Source organism: Amycolatopsis sp. NPDC003861 (genome assembly GCF_053605405.1).
This window is the reverse complement of the sequence record NZ_JBSGJD010000020.1, coordinates 24,694-43,448: the sequence shown is the minus strand read 5'-3', so window position 1 is coordinate 43,448 and position 18,755 is coordinate 24,694. Positions and strand designations below refer to the sequence as shown.

Annotated in this window: 17 protein-coding genes and 1 pseudogene; 7 read left to right on the top strand and 11 right to left on the bottom strand. The window is 71.9% G+C overall.

Translation table 11 applies throughout. The features are described from left to right. Nucleotides 1-92 precede the first annotated feature (92 nt). From ACWEVN_RS08195 to ACWEVN_RS08185, 3 genes are all read left to right on the top strand, one after another. Complete coding sequence (locus ACWEVN_RS08195) at nucleotides 93-797, top strand: SDR family oxidoreductase (RefSeq protein WP_452050718.1); 705 nt, start codon at nucleotides 93-95, stop codon at nucleotides 795-797. Between the two features lie 83 nt (nucleotides 798-880). Further along, nucleotides 881-1,483, top strand: coding sequence for a TetR/AcrR family transcriptional regulator (locus ACWEVN_RS08190; RefSeq protein ID WP_310975844.1), 603 nt, complete (start codon nucleotides 881-883; stop codon nucleotides 1,481-1,483). A gap of 98 nt (nucleotides 1,484-1,581) precedes the next feature. After that, a complete protein-coding gene (locus tag ACWEVN_RS08185) occupies nucleotides 1,582-2,745 on the top strand; it encodes a cytochrome P450 (protein ID WP_452050727.1) in 1,164 nt (387 codons plus the stop codon). Here ACWEVN_RS08185 and ACWEVN_RS08180 read toward each other — a convergent pair. The 3 genes from ACWEVN_RS08180 to ACWEVN_RS08170 form a co-directional block, all read right to left on the bottom strand. Then, entirely contained in the window at nucleotides 2,735-3,160 is a 426-nt protein-coding gene (locus ACWEVN_RS08180) for a nuclear transport factor 2 family protein (RefSeq protein WP_449686339.1), read from the bottom strand. The two genes, ACWEVN_RS08185 and ACWEVN_RS08180, sit on opposite strands and share 11 nt — an antisense overlap. A gap of 134 nt (nucleotides 3,161-3,294) precedes the next feature. After that, on the bottom strand, nucleotides 3,295-4,098 hold the full coding sequence (locus tag ACWEVN_RS08175; protein WP_452050717.1) for a siderophore-interacting protein: 804 nt from the start codon (nucleotides 4,096-4,098) through the stop codon (nucleotides 3,295-3,297). Further along, the gene (locus ACWEVN_RS08170; protein WP_452050716.1) at nucleotides 4,095-6,368 is read right to left on the bottom strand and encodes an ATP-binding cassette domain-containing protein; all 2,274 of its coding nucleotides are present in this window, start codon (nucleotides 6,366-6,368) and stop codon (nucleotides 4,095-4,097) included. The genes ACWEVN_RS08175 and ACWEVN_RS08170 overlap by 4 nt, the downstream gene beginning before the upstream one ends. 76 nt (nucleotides 6,369-6,444) lie before the next feature. Here ACWEVN_RS08170 and ACWEVN_RS08165 point away from each other — a divergent pair, with 76 nt between their 5' ends. Further along, nucleotides 6,445-7,245, top strand: coding sequence for a TetR/AcrR family transcriptional regulator C-terminal domain-containing protein (locus tag ACWEVN_RS08165; RefSeq protein WP_452050715.1), 801 nt, complete (start codon nucleotides 6,445-6,447; stop codon nucleotides 7,243-7,245). Here ACWEVN_RS08165 and ACWEVN_RS08160 read toward each other — a convergent pair. The 6 genes and pseudogenes from ACWEVN_RS08160 to ACWEVN_RS08135 form a co-directional block, all read right to left on the bottom strand. Continuing rightward, nucleotides 7,223-7,990: a methyltransferase domain-containing protein gene (locus ACWEVN_RS08160; RefSeq protein WP_452050726.1), complete on the bottom strand. Its 768-nt coding sequence runs from the start codon at nucleotides 7,988-7,990 to the stop codon at nucleotides 7,223-7,225. The genes ACWEVN_RS08165 and ACWEVN_RS08160 overlap by 23 nt on opposite strands. A 45-nt stretch (nucleotides 7,991-8,035) precedes the next feature. Further along, nucleotides 8,036-8,167, bottom strand: a pseudogene (locus tag ACWEVN_RS08155) (putative acetyltransferase); the annotation flags it as partial. Beyond that, the gene (locus ACWEVN_RS08150) at nucleotides 8,164-10,275 is read right to left on the bottom strand and encodes a phage holin family protein (protein WP_452050714.1); all 2,112 of its coding nucleotides are present in this window, start codon (nucleotides 10,273-10,275) and stop codon (nucleotides 8,164-8,166) included. The pseudogene ACWEVN_RS08155 and the gene ACWEVN_RS08150, both read right to left, overlap by 4 nt. Further along, nucleotides 10,272-10,853, bottom strand: a complete 582-nt coding sequence (locus ACWEVN_RS08145) for a DedA family protein (RefSeq protein WP_452050713.1) — start codon at nucleotides 10,851-10,853, stop codon at nucleotides 10,272-10,274. The genes ACWEVN_RS08150 and ACWEVN_RS08145 overlap by 4 nt, the downstream gene beginning before the upstream one ends. Then, nucleotides 10,850-11,632, bottom strand: a complete 783-nt coding sequence (locus ACWEVN_RS08140; protein WP_452050712.1) for an MBL fold metallo-hydrolase — start codon at nucleotides 11,630-11,632, stop codon at nucleotides 10,850-10,852. The genes ACWEVN_RS08145 and ACWEVN_RS08140 overlap by 4 nt, the downstream gene beginning before the upstream one ends. 90 nt (nucleotides 11,633-11,722) lie before the next feature. After that, nucleotides 11,723-13,879 carry a terpene synthase family protein gene (locus tag ACWEVN_RS08135; protein WP_452050711.1) on the bottom strand — a complete coding sequence of 719 codons (2,157 nt, stop codon included), beginning with the start codon at nucleotides 13,877-13,879 and terminating at the stop codon, nucleotides 11,723-11,725. Nucleotides 13,880-14,045: 166 nt separating this feature from the next. Here ACWEVN_RS08135 and ACWEVN_RS08130 point away from each other — a divergent pair, with 166 nt between their 5' ends. Both ACWEVN_RS08130 and ACWEVN_RS08125 read left to right on the top strand, forming a co-directional pair. After that, nucleotides 14,046-14,342 (top strand): GNAT family N-acetyltransferase, encoded by a 297-nt coding sequence (locus tag ACWEVN_RS08130; protein ID WP_310975853.1) that lies wholly within the window; start codon nucleotides 14,046-14,048, stop codon nucleotides 14,340-14,342. 151 nt (nucleotides 14,343-14,493) lie between these two features. Continuing rightward, complete coding sequence (locus ACWEVN_RS08125; protein ID WP_452050710.1) at nucleotides 14,494-15,510, top strand: S1 family peptidase; 1,017 nt, start codon at nucleotides 14,494-14,496, stop codon at nucleotides 15,508-15,510. Between the two features lie 54 nt (nucleotides 15,511-15,564). Here the strand turns inward: ACWEVN_RS08125 and ACWEVN_RS08120 are convergent, their stop codons facing one another. Together ACWEVN_RS08120 and ACWEVN_RS08115 are read right to left on the bottom strand one after the other, a co-directional pair. Next, nucleotides 15,565-16,188, bottom strand: coding sequence for an SAM-dependent methyltransferase (locus ACWEVN_RS08120; protein WP_449686349.1), 624 nt, complete (start codon nucleotides 16,186-16,188; stop codon nucleotides 15,565-15,567). Between the two features lie 76 nt (nucleotides 16,189-16,264). After that, nucleotides 16,265-17,839 carry a discoidin domain-containing protein gene (locus ACWEVN_RS08115; protein WP_452050709.1) on the bottom strand — a complete coding sequence of 525 codons (1,575 nt, stop codon included), beginning with the start codon at nucleotides 17,837-17,839 and terminating at the stop codon, nucleotides 16,265-16,267. Between the two features lie 169 nt (nucleotides 17,840-18,008). Here ACWEVN_RS08115 and ACWEVN_RS08110 point away from each other — a divergent pair, with 169 nt between their 5' ends. Then, the gene (locus ACWEVN_RS08110; RefSeq protein WP_452050708.1) at nucleotides 18,009-18,737 is read left to right on the top strand and encodes an SDR family oxidoreductase; all 729 of its coding nucleotides are present in this window, start codon (nucleotides 18,009-18,011) and stop codon (nucleotides 18,735-18,737) included. Nucleotides 18,738-18,755 lie beyond the last annotated feature (18 nt).

Sequence of the window (18,755 nt, the reverse complement as noted above, 5' to 3'; positions counted from 1 at the left end):
CCTTCGACCTGACTTGCTCGGAGCAAGTCTACGTCGTAGTGTCGTCCTCAGCTAGCTTGCAACGAGCAAGCCAGGTGCGAGAGGAGTTCGCCATGGAGATCTCGGGTGCGGTGGCGCTGGTGACCGGAGCCAATCGGGGCCTCGGCCGCCGCTTCGCCGCGGAACTGCTGGAGCGGGGCGCGGCCAAGGTGTACGCCGCCGCGCGGAATCCGGAGTCGATCGACCTGCCGGGGGTCGTCCCGTTGAAGCTGGACGTCACCGACCCGGAGTCGATCCGGGCGGCCGCTGCGCTGGCCGGCGACGTCACGCTGCTGGTCAACAACGCCGGTTCGTCGACCGGGGCGTCGCTGCTCGGCGGGTCCCTCGAGGACATCCGGCTGGAGATGGACACGCACTACTTCGGCACCCTGGCCGTGACGCGCGAGTTCGCGCCGGTCCTGGAGCGCAACGGCGGCGGCGCGGTGCTGAACGTGCTGTCGGTGCTTTCCTGGTTCACCGCCCCGCGGGTCGCGGCGTACTCCGCGGCGAAGTCGGCGGCCTGGTCGCTGACCAACGCGCTGCGCCTGGAACTGGCCCCGCAGAAGACGCAGGTGACCGCGCTGCACGTCGGGTACATGGACACCGACATGGCCAAGGACGTCGACGGTCCCAAGGTCGATCCGGCGGTCGTGGCGGGGCTGGCCCTGGACGGCGTCGAGGACGGCCGGTTCGAGGTGCTCGCCGACGACGTCAGCCGGAACGTGCGGGCCGGGCTCGCCGGAGATCTCACCGGGTTGTACCCCGCGCTGGTTTCCTGAAGGCGTTTTCGCCGACCCCGGAATACCGGGGTCTCCGGCGCGGGCGTATGAATAGGCGGGTGGCGGAACGCGTCGAAGCCGGAATGGGACGGACGAGAAACCGCTGGGGCGAAGGCGAACGGTTGCGCGGCGAGATCCTGGCCGCGGCCGGCCGGCTGCTCGCCGAGCTCGGCGGCGAGGACGGGCTGACGATCCGCGGCGTCGCCCGCGCCGTCGGCATCGCCCCGGCGAGCATCTACCAGCATTTTTCCGACCGTGCGGAATTGGTTCGCGGGCTGCTCGACCACGAATACGCGCGGCTGGCCGATTCGATGCGGGCGGCGGAGGAGTCAATCGGCGAAACCGACCCCGTCGGCCGGATCCGGGCGCAGATTCACGCCTACTGCGCGTTCGCGATGCAGAATCCGGGGCATTACCGGCTGATGCTCGCGAACGGCGCGTCCGACCTGGAGCCCGGCACCCGCCCGACGGGCCCGCTCTTGGACGTGATCGACCGGCTGACGGCGGGCTTCGAGCGCTGCGTCGAGGCGGGCCGCGAGCTGCGCGTGACCCCGGGCCGTGCGGCGGCGGTGGTGTTCGTCGGCGCGCACGGGCGGGTCGCGTTGTTCCACAGCGCGCTGAACCGGACCGGCGCCGAGCTGGTGGAGCCGTTCGTGGACGAGCTGGTGTCGCTGGTGTTCGCCTGATCGGACGGTGGCGGGGTCACGGGACGATGCTTAGCATAGCTACGTAAATTTCCGACGGCTCCGGGAGGTATCCGGTGGACGGCGTGCCCGCGTTTCCGATGACCCGGCGGTGTCCCTTCGACCCGCCCGCCGAACTCGCCGAACTGCCCCCGGTGTCGCGGGTGCGGCTGTGGAACGGCAGCACGCCGTGGCTGGTGACGCGCTACGGCGACGTCCGCGCGCTCCTGCGGGATCCGCGGATCAGCGCCGACTCCGACCACCCGGGCTACCCGCACCAGAGCGCGGCTTCGGCGGCCCGCCGCCACCGCGCGAAGTCGTTCATCACCATGGACGGCGCCGAGCACGCGGCCCGGCGCAAGCTCCTGACCGGCGACTTCCTGGTCAAGAAGATGGAGGCGCTGCGCCCGGCGATCCAGCGCATCGTCGACGACCTCGTCGACCGGCTGCTGGCCGGCCCGAAGCCGGTCGACGTGGTGCCGGCGTTCGCGCTGCCGGTGCCGTCGCTGGTGATCTGCGAACTGCTCGGCGTGCCGTACGAAGACCGCGAACTGTTCCAGGACATCACGAAGGTGATGGTGTCGAGGACGGCGACGCCGGAAGAAGCGGTGAAAGCCACCGAAGAACTGCTGGCCTACCTCGGCGGCCTGGTCGAGCGGAAGGTGACCGAACCGGGTGACGACGTCCTGAGCAAGCTGGCGGTCACGCAGTACGCGACCGGGAAGATGACGGCCGAAGAGGTGGCGTCGACGGGCCAGCTGCTCCTGGTGGCCGGCCACGAGACGACGGCGAACATGATCGCCCTCGGCACGGTGGCGTTGCTGGCGCACCCCGCGCAGCTGGAGCTGGTGCGCGCGGGGGACGCGGACGTGCTGCGCCGCGCGGTCGAGGAGTTGTTGCGCTACCTCAACATCACGCACACGGGCCGCCGCCGCGTGGCGACCGAGGACATCGAGATCGGCGGCGAGACGATCCGCGCGGGCGAGGGCGTGATCGCGGCGGGCGACGCAGCCAACCGCGACGCGGCGGTGTTCGAGGACCCCGGCCGCCTCGACGTGACGCGCGAAGCCCGCCACCACGTGGCGTTCGGGTACGGCGTGCACCAGTGCCTCGGCCAGACGCTGGCCCGGGTGGAACTGCAGGTGGTGTACGGGACGCTGTACCGCCGCATCCCCGGACTGCGGCTCGCGGTGCCGATGGAGGAGCTGGCCTTCAAGGACGACATGCTGGTGTACGGCGTGCACAGCCTGCCGGTCACGTGGTGACGGCGGCCTCGCCGAAGACCATGCGGTGGCCGCGGGCGGTGTCCAGGTATTCGCGGACGCGGTGGATCCGCCCGTCGCGGAGTTCGAAGACGAAGCAGTAGTCGTTGGCGTAGTGGTGGCCGTTGGCCAGGGTGGCCGTCATCGTCTCCTCCACGACCACCCGGTCGCCGTCCGCGTGGAAGCCGTGGAACGTCACGGTGACGTCGCTGACGAAGAAGCGCGGGAAGTCCTCGGCGAGGAACCGCACGATCGCCGGCCGGCCGACGAGGTGCGAGGGGCCGCCGAGGGCGACCGCGGTGGCGTTGCCCGGCGGGGCCAGCCATTCGGCGTCCTCGGTGAAGACGGCGGCGATCCGGTCCGCGTCGTGGGTGGCGAAGGCTTTCCAGGCGTTCTCGACGATCTCGCGGCTCGGCATGCCCGCGACACTAACCGCGCGCGGTCTTCGCGGGCTGGCGGATTCGCGACGTCATCCCAAGGCGGCCAGGTTCAGCCGCCGGCGGGCCGGGGTGTCGAAGGCGCCGGCCCCGCACCGACCACCGCCCGCGGCCGTCAGGTCCCCGTCCACCCCGCCGAGTCTTCCAGCTTTTCCGCCGCGTCGGCCAGGTCGTCCGGGGTCGGGGCGTCGTCCTGGGTCAGGCTGCGCCGCCAGTAGCCGGTGAACTCGATGGCGCTCTTGGGCAGACCGCGTTCGACGAGGTGGCGGCGCAGTGCACGGACCGTCGACGCCTCCCCGGCCAGCCACGCCGCTTCCGGGAGGGCCGTCCCGCGCACCGCCTCCAGCAGGCGGCTGCCGTGCTCGGCGCCGTTCCGGTGCAGCCACCGGACGCCGGGCAGCGGCTGCTCCTCGGCCGCGTCCTCGACCTCGAGGAAGACCACCACATTGTCCACTTCGGACAGGATGGACGCGACGGCGGGGATCGCCGTCTCGTCGCCCGCGCACAGCAGTCCGTCCGCTGTGGACAGTGGACGGCGGTACGCCGGGTCCGGCCCGTACCGGCCGAGGACGTCGCCCACCGCCGCCCGCGCGGCCCAGGCGGTGGCCGGGCCCGCGTGGCCGGTGTGCAGCACGAAGTCCACGTCGATCGTGTCGCCGTCCCGCGCGCGCACCGTGTAGCTGCGCATCACCGGGCGTTCGTCCGCCGGGATCGCCAGGTACGCCTGGTACCAGCGCATGACGTCGTCGTCGGCCGACGGCAGCCGCACCGGACGGCCGGGCGGCGGGAACAGCAGCTTGAGCTGCTGGTCCGGCCACGCCTCCAGTTCGGCCAGGCCGTCGCCGGTGAAGGTGACGCGCACGACGCGCGGCGTCACCCGGCGCACCGCCGTCACCTCGAGCAGACCGGCCGGCTTCACGGCTTCCCCAGGTATTCGCGCAGGTGACGGGCGGTCAGCGTCGAGGCGTCCGCGACGAGCGAAGCCGGTGTGCCCTCGAAGACGACCCGGCCGCCGTCGTGGCCGGCGCCGGGGCCGAGGTCGATCAGCCAGTCGGCGTGGGCCATCACGGCCTGGTGGTGCTCGATGACGATCACCGTGTTGCCCGCGTCGACGATCCGGTCCAGCAAGGCCAGCAGCTGGTCGACGTCGGCGAGGTGCAGCCCGGTCGTCGGCTCGTCGAGGAGGTAGGTCGACCCGCGTTCGGCCATCCGGATCGCCAGCTTGAGCCGCTGCCGCTCGCCGCCGGACAGCGTGGTCAGCGGCTGCCCGAGGGTCAGGTAGCCGAGGCCGACGTCGGCGAGCCGGTCGAGGACCGTCCGCGCGGTGCCGCCCGCGAAGAACTCCCGCGCCTCGGTGACGGACATCGCCAGGACCTCGCTGATGTTCTTGCCGCGCAGCTCGTACGTCAGTACCTTCGGCGTGAACCGGCGACCCTCGCACTCTTCGCAGACCGACGCGACCCCGGCCATCATCGCCAGGTCCGTGTAGATCACGCCGAGGCCCTTGCACTTCGGGCAGGCGCCTTCGGAGTTGGCGCTGAACAGGCTCGCCTTGACCCCGTTGGCCTTGGCGAACGCGGCCCGGATCGGGTCGAGCAGGCCGGTGTAGGTCGCCGGGTTGGACCGGCGGGACCCGCGGATCGCCGACTGGTCGACCACGACGACGTCGCCGCGGTGAGCCAGGGAGCCGTGGATCAGCGACGACTTCCCGGACCCGGCCACCCCGGTGACCACGGTCAGCACGCCGAGCGGGACGTCGACGCTGACGTCCTTCAGGTTGTGCAGCTTGGCCCCGGTGATCGACACGTGCCCGGTCGGTTCGCGCACCGCGGAACGCAGCGTGACCCGGTGGTCGAGGTGGCGGCCGGTGAGCGTGCCGGACGCGCGCAGGCCGTCGACGCTGCCGGTGTAGCAGAGCCGGCCGCCGTCGGTGCCCGCGCCGGGACCGAGGTCGACGACGTGGTCGGCGATCCGGATCGTCTCCGGCTTGTGCTCGACGACCAGGATCGTGTTCCCCTTGTCCCGCAGGCACAGCAGCAGGTTGTTCATCCGCTCGATGTCGTGCGGGTGCAGCCCGACGGTCGGCTCGTCGAAGACGTAGGTGACGTCGGTCAGGCTGGAGCCCAGGTGGCGCACCATCTTCACGCGCTGCGCCTCGCCGCCGGAGAGCGTCGCGGACTCGCGGTCGAGGGAGAGGTAGCCGAGGCCGATCTCGACCAGCGAGTCGAGGGTGTCGCGCAGGTTGCCCAGCAGCGGCCGGATCGACGGCGCGTCGAGGTTGCGCACGAACTCGGCGAGGTCGCTGATCTGCAGCGCGGCGCAGTCGGCGATGTTCTTGCCGTCGATCTTCGCCGCCAGTGCGGCCTGGTTGAGCCGGGCGCCGCCGCACTCGCCGCAGGTGGCGAAGGCCGCGGCCTTCTCGATGAACGCCCGCAGCTTCGGCTGCAGCGATTCGACGTCCTTGTGCAGGTAGAGCCGCCGGACCTTCACCGCGAGACCCTCGTAGGTGACGTTGGTCTTGCCGACCTTCACCTTGCAGGAGTCCTTGTGCAGCAGGGCGTCCAGCTGCTCCGGCGTGAAGTCGCGGATCTTCGCGTCGGGGTCGTAGAAGCCGGAGGAGAGGTAGGTCTGCACGTACCAGGTGTCCGGCGTGAAGCCCGGCACCTGGATCGCGCCTTCGTTGAGCGAGAGGTCGAAGTCGAGCAGGGCGTCGACGTCGAGGTCGGAGACCCGGCCGAGGCCCTCGCAGGCCGGGCACATGCCCTCGGGCAGGTTGAAGCTGAACGCGCCGGACGTGCCGACGTACGGCTCGCCGAGCCGCGAGAAGGCGATCCGCAGCATGGCGTAGGCGTCGGTCGCGGTGCCGACCGTGGAGCGCGAGTTGGCGCCCATCCGCTCCTGGTCGACGACGATGGCCGCGCTCAGGTTCTCCAGCAGGTCGACGTCCGGGCGCGACAGGCTCGGCATGAAGGACTGGAGGAAGGCGCTGTAGGTCTCGTTGATCAGCCGCTGGGACTCGGCCGCGATGGTGCCGAAGACCAGGGACGACTTGCCGGAGCCGGAGACGCCCGTGAACACCGTGAGCCGGCGCTTCGGGATGTCCAGGTCGATGCCGGTCAGGTTGTTCTCCCGGGCCCCCCGGACCTCGATCACGTCGTGGGTGTCGGCGGCCCGCCTGGGTGAAGTCATACCGTCCTTCTTGATACTTTAGGCTGTAAAGTGATCTGCCAGCGTACATTACTTTAGGGTGTAAGGAGTCGGCAAGGTGGTCGTCTTCGCGGGTCAGGGCGACGCCCGGCGGTCCATGGAGCTGCTGTGGGGGCCGCGCGTGGTGGCGCCGCGCACCGGCCCGGGGCCGAAGCCGGGCCTGTCCGTCGAGGCGATCGTCGCGGCGGCGATTGAGATCGCGGACGCCGACGGCATGGCGGCGCTGTCGATGCGGTCGGTCGGCGAACGGCTCGGCCGCACGGCGATGGCGCTCTACACGTACGTGCCGGGCAAGACCGAGCTGGTCGACCTCATGTACGACCGGACGCTGGGCGAGCTGCCGTCGTCGTTCCCGGATTCTTCGGGGTGGCGTGCGGCGGCGCTGGCGCTGGCCGACGCGCTGTGGGACCTGCACCTGCGCCACCCGTGGCTGCTCCAGGTGTCGCCGGCGCGGCCGGTGCTCGGGCCGGGGGAGTTCCACGTCCAGGAGACGCTGCTTTCGGTCTTGGCGTCGACCGGCTTGCCGCTGGCCCGGGTGCGCTGGGTGGTGGCGGCGTTGTTCAACATCGTGCGCGGATCGGTCCAGGCGGCGGCGGAATCCCGGCAGGCGACGCGCGAGACCGGGCAGTCCGAAGAGGACTGGTGGTACGCGCGGTCGGCACTGCTGGGCGAGCTGGCGCCGGACCTCCCGGCCCGGTTCCCGACGGTGGCCCGCCTGGGGGAAGAGGGCGAGTACGAGGCGTCGGGGTCCGACGAGCCCTACCTGGAGCGCGAGGCGCGGCTGTCGTTCGAGGCCGGCCTGGAGCTGCTCCTGGACGGCGTCGAAGCCGCGATCGTCAAGGCTTCCGGGCCTCGATGAGGAACCTCGTCGTGTGCGCGACGAACGGGCCGTCGCGCTCGATCAGCTCGTGCAGCTCCCGCAGCTTTTCCTCGTACTGCCCGACCGTGAACCCCGGGACCATCCAGATCACCTTGCGCAGGAAGTAGACCACCGCGCCGATGTCGGAGAACTCCGTGCGCAGCGACTCCGAACGCAGGTCGGTCACTTCGAGCCCGGCCTCCGCGGCCGCCCGCACGGCGTGGTCGGGGTGACGGCTGTTGCGGGCCTCCTCCGGCTGCGGGCCGAGGAAGAACTCGACCAGCTCGAACACGCTCGCCGGGCCGACCTGCTGGGAGAAGTACGTTCCGCCGGGACGCAGGACGCGGGCGATCTCGCGCCAGTCGGTCGTCACCGGGTGCCGGCTGCTGACCAGGTCGAACGCGGTGTCGCGGAAGGGAAATCCCGCGGTCGCCACTAGCAGGGCTCCGCGCGGCCGCAGCCGGGCCGACGCCTTCGCGACGTTCGGCGGCCACGACTCGGTCGCGATCGTGACCGGCGGCAGGGACGGGCAGCCGTCGAGGACTTCGCCGCCGCCGGTCTCCAGGTCGAGGGCCGCTTCCACGACCGCGAGCCGGGAGCCGAGCAGACGCTGGTAGCCCCACGAAGGGCGCGCCTCGGTAGCGCGGCCGTCGAGCCAGGAGAAGTCCCAGCCGTCGACGGACACCGCCGCGGCTTCGGCCACCAGAGTGTCGAACTTCGACTTCCGGACCGGCGGCGGAGGCACCGGCTTGGCCAGCGTGACCGCGGAAAACGCGACCACGACCGGGCCGCGCCGGGTCTCGATCGTGCAGGAGACGTCGTCGCGCGCCACCAGGTCGCCGAGCGCGTCGGTGAAACCGCCGTCGATGCGGTAGCGCACGACGACCCGAGTGCCGAGCGGGAGTTCCCGCAGCAGCTTCACGAAACCACCTCCGAAACCGAGGCCCCGGCGTCCGCCGGCTCGGGGTGGCCCAACTCTGTCAGCCAGCCGCGGAACACCCGGTGCAGGGCCTCCGCCCCGACGACCTCGCCGGGAAACGCCAGTTCACGCGGGTGCACCACGAAACCCCGCTGCTGCGGCCCGCCCAGCCCGCCGTGCGAACCCACGTGCGTCTCGAACGGCGACGCCTGGTCCGACTCCGGGTCGTAGCGGCTGTTGATCATCACGTCCGCGCAGTGCGGGAACGTGTCCACCCGGCGGATCAGGTCCGCCGCGTGCGGACCGTACGGCGTCAGCGGGTCCTCGCCGATGACGACGCCGGTGGCGAGCCGGTGCAGGCCGTCGCGGCCCAGCACCACCGGGCCGAACTCGCGGCTGCGGACCAGCAGGAACCCGACACCCGGGTGGTCCACCAGGGACGGCAGCAGGTCCGGGAACTCCCGCTCGATCGTCTCCAGCTCGACGCGGCCTTCGTGCTCGGTGAACGACACCATCGCGAGGTGCCCCGACACGACCACCACCACGCCGGGCGCCACGCGGGTCACCGCGCCCGGCGAGCCGGACACCGTGCGCGGGCGGTCTTCGGCGCACTCCGCGTCCTCCACCCGGGCACGCAGCCGGCGCGCGATGAGGCCGCCGCTCTTGGTCGCCTCCGCCAGGGCCGCGTTGATCTGCCAGCTCTCGGCCTGCCGCCGCTTGCCCGCCGAGGGCGACGGCGACCCGCCGCACAGGCGGCCGACGTACGCCTCGATCGTCTCGCCGAACCGCTGCGAGAACGCCTGGCCCTGGGTCTGGCCGTGGTCCGACAGTGCCACGACGTGGTAGCGGCGCGGGGCGAGCCGGCTCGCCCGGTGCAGCCGCGCGATCTGCTGGTCGATCGAGCGCAGCACCGACAGCGTGTCGAACCGCTCGATGCCGGAGTGGTGCGCGACCTCGTCGTAGCCGAGGAAGTCCGCGTACACCGCGGGCCGGCCGGCGAGCATGTCGCCGAGGATCGCCGACACGACGACGTCCCGCGCGATCACCGTCGTGCCCGGCCGGGCCAGGGGATACCAGCCGCCGCGCGGGATCCGCGGCACGACGCCGGCGCGGCGCTGGCGCACCGACGCGCTGATCTCGCGGAAGACGTCCACGAGCGCGACGGCGAACGTGCGCAGCGCGTTGACCGGGTTCGCGAAGTAGGCGTAGTAGCCCGCGCCGACGCGGTCCCGGTGACGGCGCTGCAGCTTCTTGGGCACCAGGACCGGGATCGAGCTCATGGTGAGGCTGACGTGGGCGGCGTCGCCGGAGAACAGGTTGCCGCGGCTCGCGCCGTCGCCCGCCAGGAGGCCGCGGCCGTCGGAGTGCCGCGCCTCGATCTCGGCCGCGTCGGCCGGGTGCGCGCACGCCATCACGTGGTCGCGGTCCTTTTCGTACCAGCGGAAACCGAGGATGTCGTGGTTGGAGCCGTGCAGGATGCCGCAGACGCTCGCCCCGGTCTGGGAGCTCCAGTCGGTGTGCCACCGGTCCAGCGCGTGGCTGTCCTCGGCGAGCCAGGCGGCGAAGGTCGGCATGTCGCCGTCGCGGATCGCGCGGCGGACGGTGTCATACCCGAGGCCGTCGATCTGCAGGAACAGCACACCGGGCGGAAGCTCGGCGCCGGGCTCGTGGTGGTGACGTCGCCGGCGGCGGGCGGCGCGGCGGAAGAAGATCTCGTCCTCGTCGACGGCGAGCAGGCTGGAGATGAGCGCGCCGACCGCGGCCATGCCGAGCGTCACGATCACCGCGGCACGGAAGCCGGCGACCTCGACGCCGGGCACCGTGCGGAAGACGGCGAGGGTGCCGGCGCCGAGCAGCAGGAACCCGAAGCCGCCGAAGGTGAAGAACGCCAGCGGGTAGGCGATCCGCATGACCAGCGGCCAGACGACGGCGGTGAGCAGGGCGAGCAGCAGCGCGCAGACCGTCGGCTGCCACCAGTGCGTCATCCGGAAGCCGGGGAGGAGGACGTCGAGCAGGCGCAGCGCGCCGGTCACCGCGATCCAGACCGCCACCGCGCGGGCGACGGCCCGGCCGCCGCGCAGCAGCCGGCCCTTCGGCGCGGTCGTCGTCACACCGGCTCCTTCGTCTTGCGCCGCCACCGGGCGATCAGGTTGGCCAGCACGGTGACCAGCAGGACGAGCACGGTCGCCAGCAGCGTCGCGATGAGCGGGGAGTCGAAGATGCCGCCGGAGACGATGCCGAGCACGGCGTACGCGCCGGCCCAGAGCACGCAGGCGCCGAGCGCGGCGGGCAGCAGGCGCCGCCACGGGTAGCTCAGCGCGGCCGCGGCGAGCAGCACCGGGATGCGCCCGGCCGGGACGAGCCGGCCGATCACGATGAGCTGCCAGCCGCGGCGGGCGAACTGGTCACGGGCCTTCTCGAGCCGTTCGGCGGGCTGGCGGCGGCTGATCCAGCGGAAGGCGGCTTCGCTGCCGAGCCGCGGGATCCCGAACGTCACGACGTCGCCGACGTACGCACCGAGGACGGCGAGGACGATCACGAGCGGCAGGGAGAGGTGGCCGGTCGTCGTCGCGACGGCGGCCGCGGCGCCGACGACCGCGCCGGTGGGCACGATGGGGACGATCGAGCCGAGCAGCACGCCGCCGAACACCGCGGGGTACCCGATGGCGGCGGGGTCGGTCCAGTTCACGAGCGGTCCTTCGGCGCGGGCAGGACGACGTCGGCGCCCGGCTCGGTGAACAGCACTTCGGTCCGGCCGTCGACTTCGGCGGCGAACACGCGCGGCGGATCGGCGAGCAGGCGGCGCATCCGGGCGGTGCGCCGGACGCCGGGGAGGGCGAGGGTGCCCCAGTGCACGGGGACGGCCGCGCGGGCCTGGACCAGCGCGGCGGCCTGCGCGGCGCGGGCGGGATCGAGGTGGCCTGGGCCGAGGTTCGGTCCCCAGCCCCAGACGGGCAGCAGGGCGACGTCGACCGGGCCGAGGTCGCGCATGCCGTCGAAGAGGTCGGTGTCGCCGGCGTTGTAGACCTTCTTGCCGTCGCCTTCGATCAGGTGGCCGAGCGCGGGGCTTTGCGGCCCGTGCGTCAGCCGCGGGCCCCACCGGTGTCCGGAATGGACGGCCTCGGTCGCGGTGATGGTGACGCCGCCGTCGGTGAGCGTCTCGCCGGGCGCGATCTCCTCGACGTTGCGGAAGCCCTTCCTGCCGAGCCACGAGCCCGCCCCGCGGGGGACGACGATCCGGGTGCCGGTGCCGAGCAGCTTGAGCGACGGCAGGTGCAGGTGGTCGCCGTGCAGGTGGGACAGCAGGACGAGGTCGACGTCGGCGTAGCTTTCGGGCGGCGGCGGGGGAACGACCCGGACGAGCCCGCCGACGCGCGCGGTGAGCACGGGATCGGTCAGGAGGACCCGGCCGCCGAGGTCCAGGCGGACGGTCGAATGGCCGAGGAACCGCAGGCTGAAGCCGCTCACGCCCCGAGTATCACCTTCACCGGCGGGGAACGCCCGGCGGAGTGGCCAGGGCAACGCCGTTCAGCGACCCCGGCAGGTCGGTTTGTGTACTCAGGGGGTCGGGAGCAGAGCGGAGATGCGGAGCGAGGACGTGCCGATGCCGGTCGGGCCGCCGAAGACCGTGGTGGGCACCGGGGCCGGTGTGGGGTGGTAGCCGAGCTCGGGTTCGGTGTAGCGGGCCGTGTTTTCGTGCCAGTGCACGATCCCGGCCATCCAGTCGCGCAGCTGCTGGACGAACGCGAGCAGCGCCTGCTCGGTCGTGTCGTCGCGGTACAGGGCCGGCAGTTCGGTCGCCGCCGCGTGGTCGAACTCGGCCAGGCGGGCGTGGATCAGGTCGGCGACCACCTCCGCCGCGCGCTCGTCCGTGCACTCCAGGAAGTTCCGCACCACCAGCACCGCGTTGTGCAGCTCGCCCTCGTATCGGACCTCCTTGCGGAAGGAGTACAGGTCGTTGGCCAGGCCGGCCACGTCCGCCGCCGCGTGCTCGAGCGTCTGGACCGGACGCAGGCGCTGCAGGGCCGGCGGCACCGCGTGGCCGCGCGCGAGGGTCATCGTGAGGTCCGCGCCGAACGTCCGGCGCCGCATCTCGACGTAGTCGATCGGGTCCGGGATGCGGTTCTGGGCCTGGTTCGCCAGCTCCCAGAGCCAGCCGGCCGCCATCGCCTCGACCGCCCGGCGCACGGCGGGCCGGCTCTCCGCCGGGGTGCGCGGCCAGAGGTCGGCCAAGCCCGCTTCCAGCGGCGTCGTCGGCGCCGGCAGGTGCGCGCCGTCCGCCGGCATGAACGCCGACAGGCGGCGATTGGCCGCCTTCGCGCCGGCGAGGTCGCGGGTCGCGCCGAACACCAGCGGGTAGTGGTCGTCGGCGTAGGTGCGCCAGGTCAGCCAGTCGCTCGTGACGTCGAGGGCGTCGGCCGTCGCGTCCGGGTGGATGCCCGCCGCGCACAGCGGCAGGTCGGCCGCCCGCAGCTTCCGCTCGTCCCACACCACGCCGTCGAGCAGGCCGGTCTGCCGGGCCCAGTCGACGTTCCGGGCGCGGGCCGCGGGAAGGTGCGGGCTGAGCCGCGGCGACAACGGCAGGTCGAGCGACGGCCGCGGGACGTCGGTCGCGCGCAACGGCGTCGAGCCGTACGCCCGCAGCCGTTGCGGTGCGGTGGCGAGCACCGAAGCGAAAATGCGCGCCGCGGACGTGCCGCGGCCGGCCAGCGCGCCTTCGTTCATGTACCGGCTGGACCGTAGATGCCATTCGTGCCCACCGGATTGCCAGTCCTGCAGGCCTTTCACGTACGCGAACGTCGCCGCGCGCGCCTCCGGGTCGACGCAGTGGTCGTCGAGCAGCGCGGGCACCTCGGTGAGCGCGGTGTGCTCGAACTGGTGCAGCCGGGAGGTGATCAGGTCGTTGACCGCGTCGGCCGCCTGCTGGGTGCCCAGCCCGAGGAACTTCTCGAACACGAGCACGCCGTTGGACAGCTCGCCCTCGTCCTGCACCTCGCGCTGGTAGGAGAACAGGTCGTTGCGCAGGTGGACGCTGTCGGCGAAGCAGTCGCGCAGGACCTCCATCGGCCGGGACGCGGCGATCGCGGCGGGGACCTCCGCGTGCACCGAGTGCTCGACCAGGTTCGCCGACCACGGCGCGCCGCCGACCTTCCGCCGCATTTCGACGTACTCGATCGGGTTGGCGAGCCGGCCTTCGTTGATGTTGGCCAGCTCCCACAGCGACTCGTCCAGCAGCGCCTTCGTGCTGGCGGCGAACCGGCGCCGCCAGCCGGCCGACCGCTGCGGGACCGTCCGGTGCCACAGGTCGGCGAGGCCGCGCTCGACCGGGTTCTCCGGGGTCGCGGTGATCTCGCCCTCGGCGGGCATGAACAGCTCCAGCCGGTCGAGGTAGGCGCGGGCGCTCTCGATGTCGCCGGTGCGCTTGTACAGCTCGAGGAAGTGGTCGTCGAAGTAGAAGACCCAGACGTACCAGTCGGTGATCAGGTCGAGCTCGGCGGCGCCGGCGTCGGGGTGGGTGTACGCGCAGAGCAGCGCGTAGTCGTGGGCGTCGAGGTCGTGCTCGGTCCAGATCACCGTGCCGTGCTGCGGCACGTCGATCATGTCCAGCTCGCGGGCCCACGCCTTGCTGTGCTCGCGCGCCCGCTCCAGGTGCGGGTTCAGCCGCGCCGGGTGGGGCAGGTAGAACTCGGGGAGGACGAACGGCTGTTCAGGCACACCGCGAGGCAACCAGCCGGCCGCGGTGTCCGCCAAGGGGAACAGCCGGGATGCACACGAACGGGACGGGCGCTTCCCCCGGCCGGCCCAGCGGGCTTCCCGGCCCGATCGGCACGCGGTGGCGGGCCGTCGCACGATGGGGGAGTCCGGCGAGCGAGGAGAGCAGATGACCGACGAAAACCGGGTGGCCGACAACCCGGACGAGAACCGCTACGAGCTGTGGCAGGGCGAGAAGCTGGCGGGGATCGCGCAGTACGACCGGCGTGGCGACCTCACGGTGTTCACCCACACCGAGATCGACGACGCCTTCGCCGGGCAGGGCCTCGGCAAGGTCCTGGCCGCGGGCGCGCTCGACGACGTCGTCGCCCACGGCCGGACGATCGTGCCGGTCTGCCCGTTCATCGCCGGGTACCTGCGGAAGAACCCGGGGTACGAGGACCACGTCCGCTGGCCGCGCGAGTAGGCCGGAAGGGGAGACGCGTTACGCCGTTCGGGGCGGTCTGAGAGGTATGTCCGGATCCATTGGTTATTAACCAACCTTCGTCGGTAGTGCGTTGGTTGCCTGGCAACGAAAGTGTCGGCACAGGCTTCGAACGGCAACCTGGAGGAAGTTGATGACTCCCCGGAAGACCGCCCTCAAGACCCTCGCCGTCTGGTCGGCCGCCGCGCTGACCAGCGGTGTTTGCGCCTCGGCGGCCACCGCGTCCCCCTTGGCCTTCGCCGAACTGCAGGCCAACGCCATCGCCGGCGCCACCCAGGTGGCGGACGCGCTCGGTGCCGCGTCCGGCGGCATCTACCTCGAAAACGGCAAGGCCGTCGTGAACGTCGTCGACGACGCCGCGGTGCAGCGGGTGCAGGCCGCCGGCTTCACCGCGAAGAAGGTCAAGCACACCTTCGCGGCGCTCACGGGTGTCAAGAACCAGCTGGACGCGGTGAAGAACGTGCCGCAGACCGCGTGGGGCATCGACACGAAGACCAACCAGGTCGTGGTGAAGGTGTACGACGCGGCGAGCAAGGAGACCGCCGACAAGGTCTCCGCGGCCGCCGCGAAGTACGGCGACAGCGTCCGGGTCGAGCACCGCACCGGCAAGCTGTCGCTGTACATCGCCGACGGCGACGCGATCCAGAACAGCCAGGGCCGCTGCTCGCTCGGCTTCAACGTGACGCGCGGCGGCTCGCCGTTCCTGCTCACCGCGGGCCACTGCACCAACCTCGGCGGCACCTGGTCCGGCGGCGACGTCTCCGGCGCGCAGGTCGTCGAAAGCGACTGCCCCGGCGCCGACTCCGGCCTGCTGACCCGCCCGAACGGCTCCGGCCCCGGCGAGATCAACACCGGCCAGCAGATCACCAGCGCGGCGACCCCGACCGTGGGCGAGCAGATGCAGAAGCAGGGTTCGACCACCGGCGGCGGCAGTGGTGAGGTGACCTCGGTCGACGAGTCGGTCAACTTCGACGTCGGCGTGCTCAACCACGAGTTCGGCACCACCGCGCACACCGACCACGGCGACTCCGGCGGCCCGGCCTACGACGGCTCCAAGGGTCTCGGCACGCTGTCCGGCGGCGACACCGTGACCAGCTACTTCTACCCGCTCACCCTCGAGCTGCAGGCCTACGGCCTCGAGCTCGCCTGATCCGCGACGAAGGCCCGCTCACCGCCGTCGGGGAGGTGAGCGGGCCTTCGCACGTCACGCGTCCAGGCGCCGCGCGCGGTAGACGGCGTCGGTGTGGTGGCCCTCGCCGCGCGTCTCGCACGTCTCGACCACCCACTGCCACGGGTCGCCGAGGTAGCCGGTGATCTCCTCGGGCTCGAAGTACAGCTCTTCCGGCGGCTTCTGGCCGTCGAACTGCCGCATGGCTTTCGGCGAGTGCCCGACGACCAGCAGCGAGCCGCCCGGCCGGATCGCCGCCGCGGCCGCCGTGAAGACGTCGCGGCGCAGGTCCGGCGGCAGGTGCATGTACTGCGCGGAGACCAGGTCGTACTGCGCTTCCGGCCGCCACTCGAGGATGTTGCGGTGCAGCCAGTTCACCGTCACGCCCGCCTCGGCGCCGGCCTCCGCCGCGCGGGCGAGCGCGGTGGTCGAGATGTCGACCCCGTCGACCGTCCAGCCGTGCTTGGCCAGCCAGATCGCGTCGCCGCCCTCGCCGCTGCCCAGGTCGAGGGCGTGCCCGGGTTTCAGGCTTTCGACCTCGGTGCGCAGGTTGGCGTTGACGTTCCCGCTCCAGATCCGGTGCTCGTCACGCTGGTACAGCGCTTCCCAGAAGTCCTGCTTCAGCATGGCGTCGACGGTCATCGGGTGGTCGTGGGACATGGTTCCTCCTCAAGGACGTCCCCCGAGCATGCGGGCGACGTCCCCGAGAAGGCAAACCTCGTTGCCGGTTTGGCAACTAGGCCGCGCCGTACACCTGCATCTCGTACAGCGAGTAGCCGTAGGACGTCCCGCGCGTGACGCCGTTCATCCGCACGTACCGGCCGGTGCCGGTCAGGCCGGTGAGGTCGTCCGTGCCGCCGTTGCCGGTCGTGGTGCTGTAGATCGTCGTCCAGGTGGCGCCGTCGGGCGAGGTCTGGATGCTGTACGCCTTCCCGTACGCGGCTTCCCAGGTCAGCTTGACGTGCGAGACAGCTTTCGTGGCGCCGAGGTCGACGCGCAGCCATTCCGCGTTGCTGCCTTCCTTGGACGCCCAGCGCGTGCCGGTCACGTTGCCGTCGAAGGCCGCGCTCGCCGGGTAGGACGACGATTCGGTGGAGGACGCCGTTGCGGTCTTCCCCTGCGAGAGCAGGCTTTCCGAGCCGCCGGTCACCGTGACACCCAGCGACGCCGTCTTCGTGCCGCCGGTGAGGGTGATCGTCGCCGAGCCGGGGGACGCGGTGGCCGCGGCGGCGACCGTGACGGTCGAGGAGCCGCCCGCGGGCACCGACGTCGGGGAGAAGGCCACGGTGACGCCCGCCGGAGCGCCGCTCGCCGAGAGCGTGACGGCGTCGGTGGAGGTCACGGTGGCCGTCGCCGAAGCACCGGGTGCGACCGACACCGACGACGGCGTCACGCTGAGGCCCGAGGGGGTGCCGGCCGCGGTGAACGTCCAGCGGGCCTGGGTGCCGGAGCAGCTGCCCGCGGTCAGGGTGGTGCCCGAGGCGCGGAAGCACTTGTTGCTCGTCTGGATGTCGGAAATGGTGCCGTCGGGGTTGATCGACCACTGCTGGGCCGGGCCGCCGGTGCAGGTCTGGAGCACGATCGAGCTGCCGGAGATGCCCGCGCACTTGTCGTCGAGCACCAGGAACGCGCCGTGGAAGGTGAACCGCTGCTCGGCGGTCCCTGTGCAGGCGGCCACCTTCAGCGTGCTCCCGCTGCTCGGCGCGGCCAGGCAGGTGCCGGTGGAGTTGTTCTTGTACTGGCCCACCGTGGTGTTCGGCTGCGCGCCGCCCCAGCATGCACCGGTGCTGGTGTCGAAGATCGGCGTGGCGTCGTAGGGCTCGTTCGAGGGCGGGTCGACGACGACCGGCTCCATGACCGGGGTGTTGTCGGCGTTGTAGTGCGTGAGCGCGTCTTCGCAGTCGATCGCGTCGAAGGCGCTGCCGCCCTTGCCGCCGAGCCAGAGGTCGATGTGGCGCAGGCCGGGGCCGCCGTTCGGGCCGTGGCTGTTCCAGTCGTCGGAACACTCGTCGCAGCCGTCCTCCATGATGAAGTACTTCTTCACCCGCGGCACCCAGACCTTGGTGCCGGGCTTGAGTTCGTCGCTGCTGGTGGCGAAGGTGATCGGGTCGGCGTAGGTGCCCTTGCCGCCCGCGGTGTCGTGGATCTGCGGGTAGGAGATGTCCCCGCCGGGCGGGGTGTTGTCCCACCAGCCGTAGAAGGTGAGGAAGGTGGGCTGCGTGGTCGCCGCGCTGGCCGTGCTCCCGCCGGCGAGGGCGGTGGCCAGGGCGAGGAACAGGGTCACGACGAGCACGAGCGCGCGCCGGGTCATGCTGCCTCCGGGGGACTGGGCGGACGATGACTGCGGCGTGCGTCCAGGTTCGCCGGGGTTCGCCGGTGCGTCAAGACCTGTTCGTAAAGTTTCCTAACGAACTGGGTCCCGTGTCCCGCTCGCCGGGAAAATCCGGTGGCCGCCGGGAGTTCTCGGCGAAGATGGCGGCATGAGCGAACAGCGGGAAATCGTGGTCACCGGGGGCGGCACCGGCATCGGGCTGGCGATCGCCGCCCGGTTCGCGGCGGCGGGCGAGCGGGTGACCGTCACCGGGCGGCGCAAGGACGTCCTCGAAGCGGCGGCGGAGAAGATCGGCGCGCGGGCGGTGTCCTTCGACGCGAGCGACCCGGCGGCGGTGCAGGCCGCGCTGGCGGACCTGCCCGAGCAGGTGGACGTCCTGGTGAACAACGCCGGCGGCAACACCGACCGGGTCCGGGAAGCCCCCGCGGCCGGCGACCTGAAGGGCCTCGCCGACGCGTGGCAGGCGAACTTCGAAGCCAACGTGCTCTCCGCCGTGCTCGTCACCGCGGCGCTGAAGCCGCGTTTCGCGGACAACGTGCGGGTTGTGACGCTCGGCTCCATCGCGGCGAAGCAGGGCTCAGGCTCGTACGGCGCGGCGAAGGCGGCGATCGAGGCGTGGAACACCGACCTCGCGCGGCAGCTGGGCGCCACGGGCACGGCGAACGTCGTCGCGCCGGGGGTCGTCCTCGACACGGAGTTCTTCCACGGCACGCTGACCGACGAGTGGCTGGAGCCGCGGATCGCACTGGCGTTCAACGGGCGGGCCGGCCGCCCGGAGGAGATCGCGGCCACGGTGTTGTTCCTGGCCGCGCCGGACGCCGCGCACGTCACCGGCCAGGTCGTGCCCGTGAACGGCGGCGCGTACGGCGCCCGCTAGGCCATCCGGGTCGGATGG

Bases quoted from the DNA above. Each gene is read 5' to 3' on its own strand.
- ACWEVN_RS08115 (WP_452050709.1), bottom strand. From the start codon at position 17,839: ATGACCCGGCGCGCGCTCGTGCTCGTCGTGACCCTGTTCCTCGCCCTG.
- ACWEVN_RS08130 (WP_310975853.1), top strand. From the start codon at position 14,046: ATGACCGACGAAAACCGGGTGGCCGACAACCCGGACGAGAACCGCTAC.
- ACWEVN_RS08190 (WP_310975844.1), top strand. From the start codon at position 881: ATGGGACGGACGAGAAACCGCTGGGGCGAAGGCGAACGGTTGCGCGGC.
- ACWEVN_RS08180 (WP_449686339.1), bottom strand. From the start codon at position 3,160: ATGCCGAGCCGCGAGATCGTCGAGAACGCCTGGAAAGCCTTCGCCACC.
- ACWEVN_RS08110 (WP_452050708.1), top strand. From the start codon at position 18,009: ATGAGCGAACAGCGGGAAATCGTGGTCACCGGGGGCGGCACCGGCATC.
- ACWEVN_RS08170 (WP_452050716.1), bottom strand. From the start codon at position 6,368: ATGACTTCACCCAGGCGGGCCGCCGACACCCACGACGTGATCGAGGTC.
- ACWEVN_RS08125 (WP_452050710.1), top strand. From the start codon at position 14,494: ATGACTCCCCGGAAGACCGCCCTCAAGACCCTCGCCGTCTGGTCGGCC.
- ACWEVN_RS08195 (WP_452050718.1), top strand. From the start codon at position 93: ATGGAGATCTCGGGTGCGGTGGCGCTGGTGACCGGAGCCAATCGGGGC.
- ACWEVN_RS08120 (WP_449686349.1), bottom strand. From the start codon at position 16,188: ATGTCCCACGACCACCCGATGACCGTCGACGCCATGCTGAAGCAGGAC.
- ACWEVN_RS08185 (WP_452050727.1), top strand. From the start codon at position 1,582: ATGACCCGGCGGTGTCCCTTCGACCCGCCCGCCGAACTCGCCGAACTG.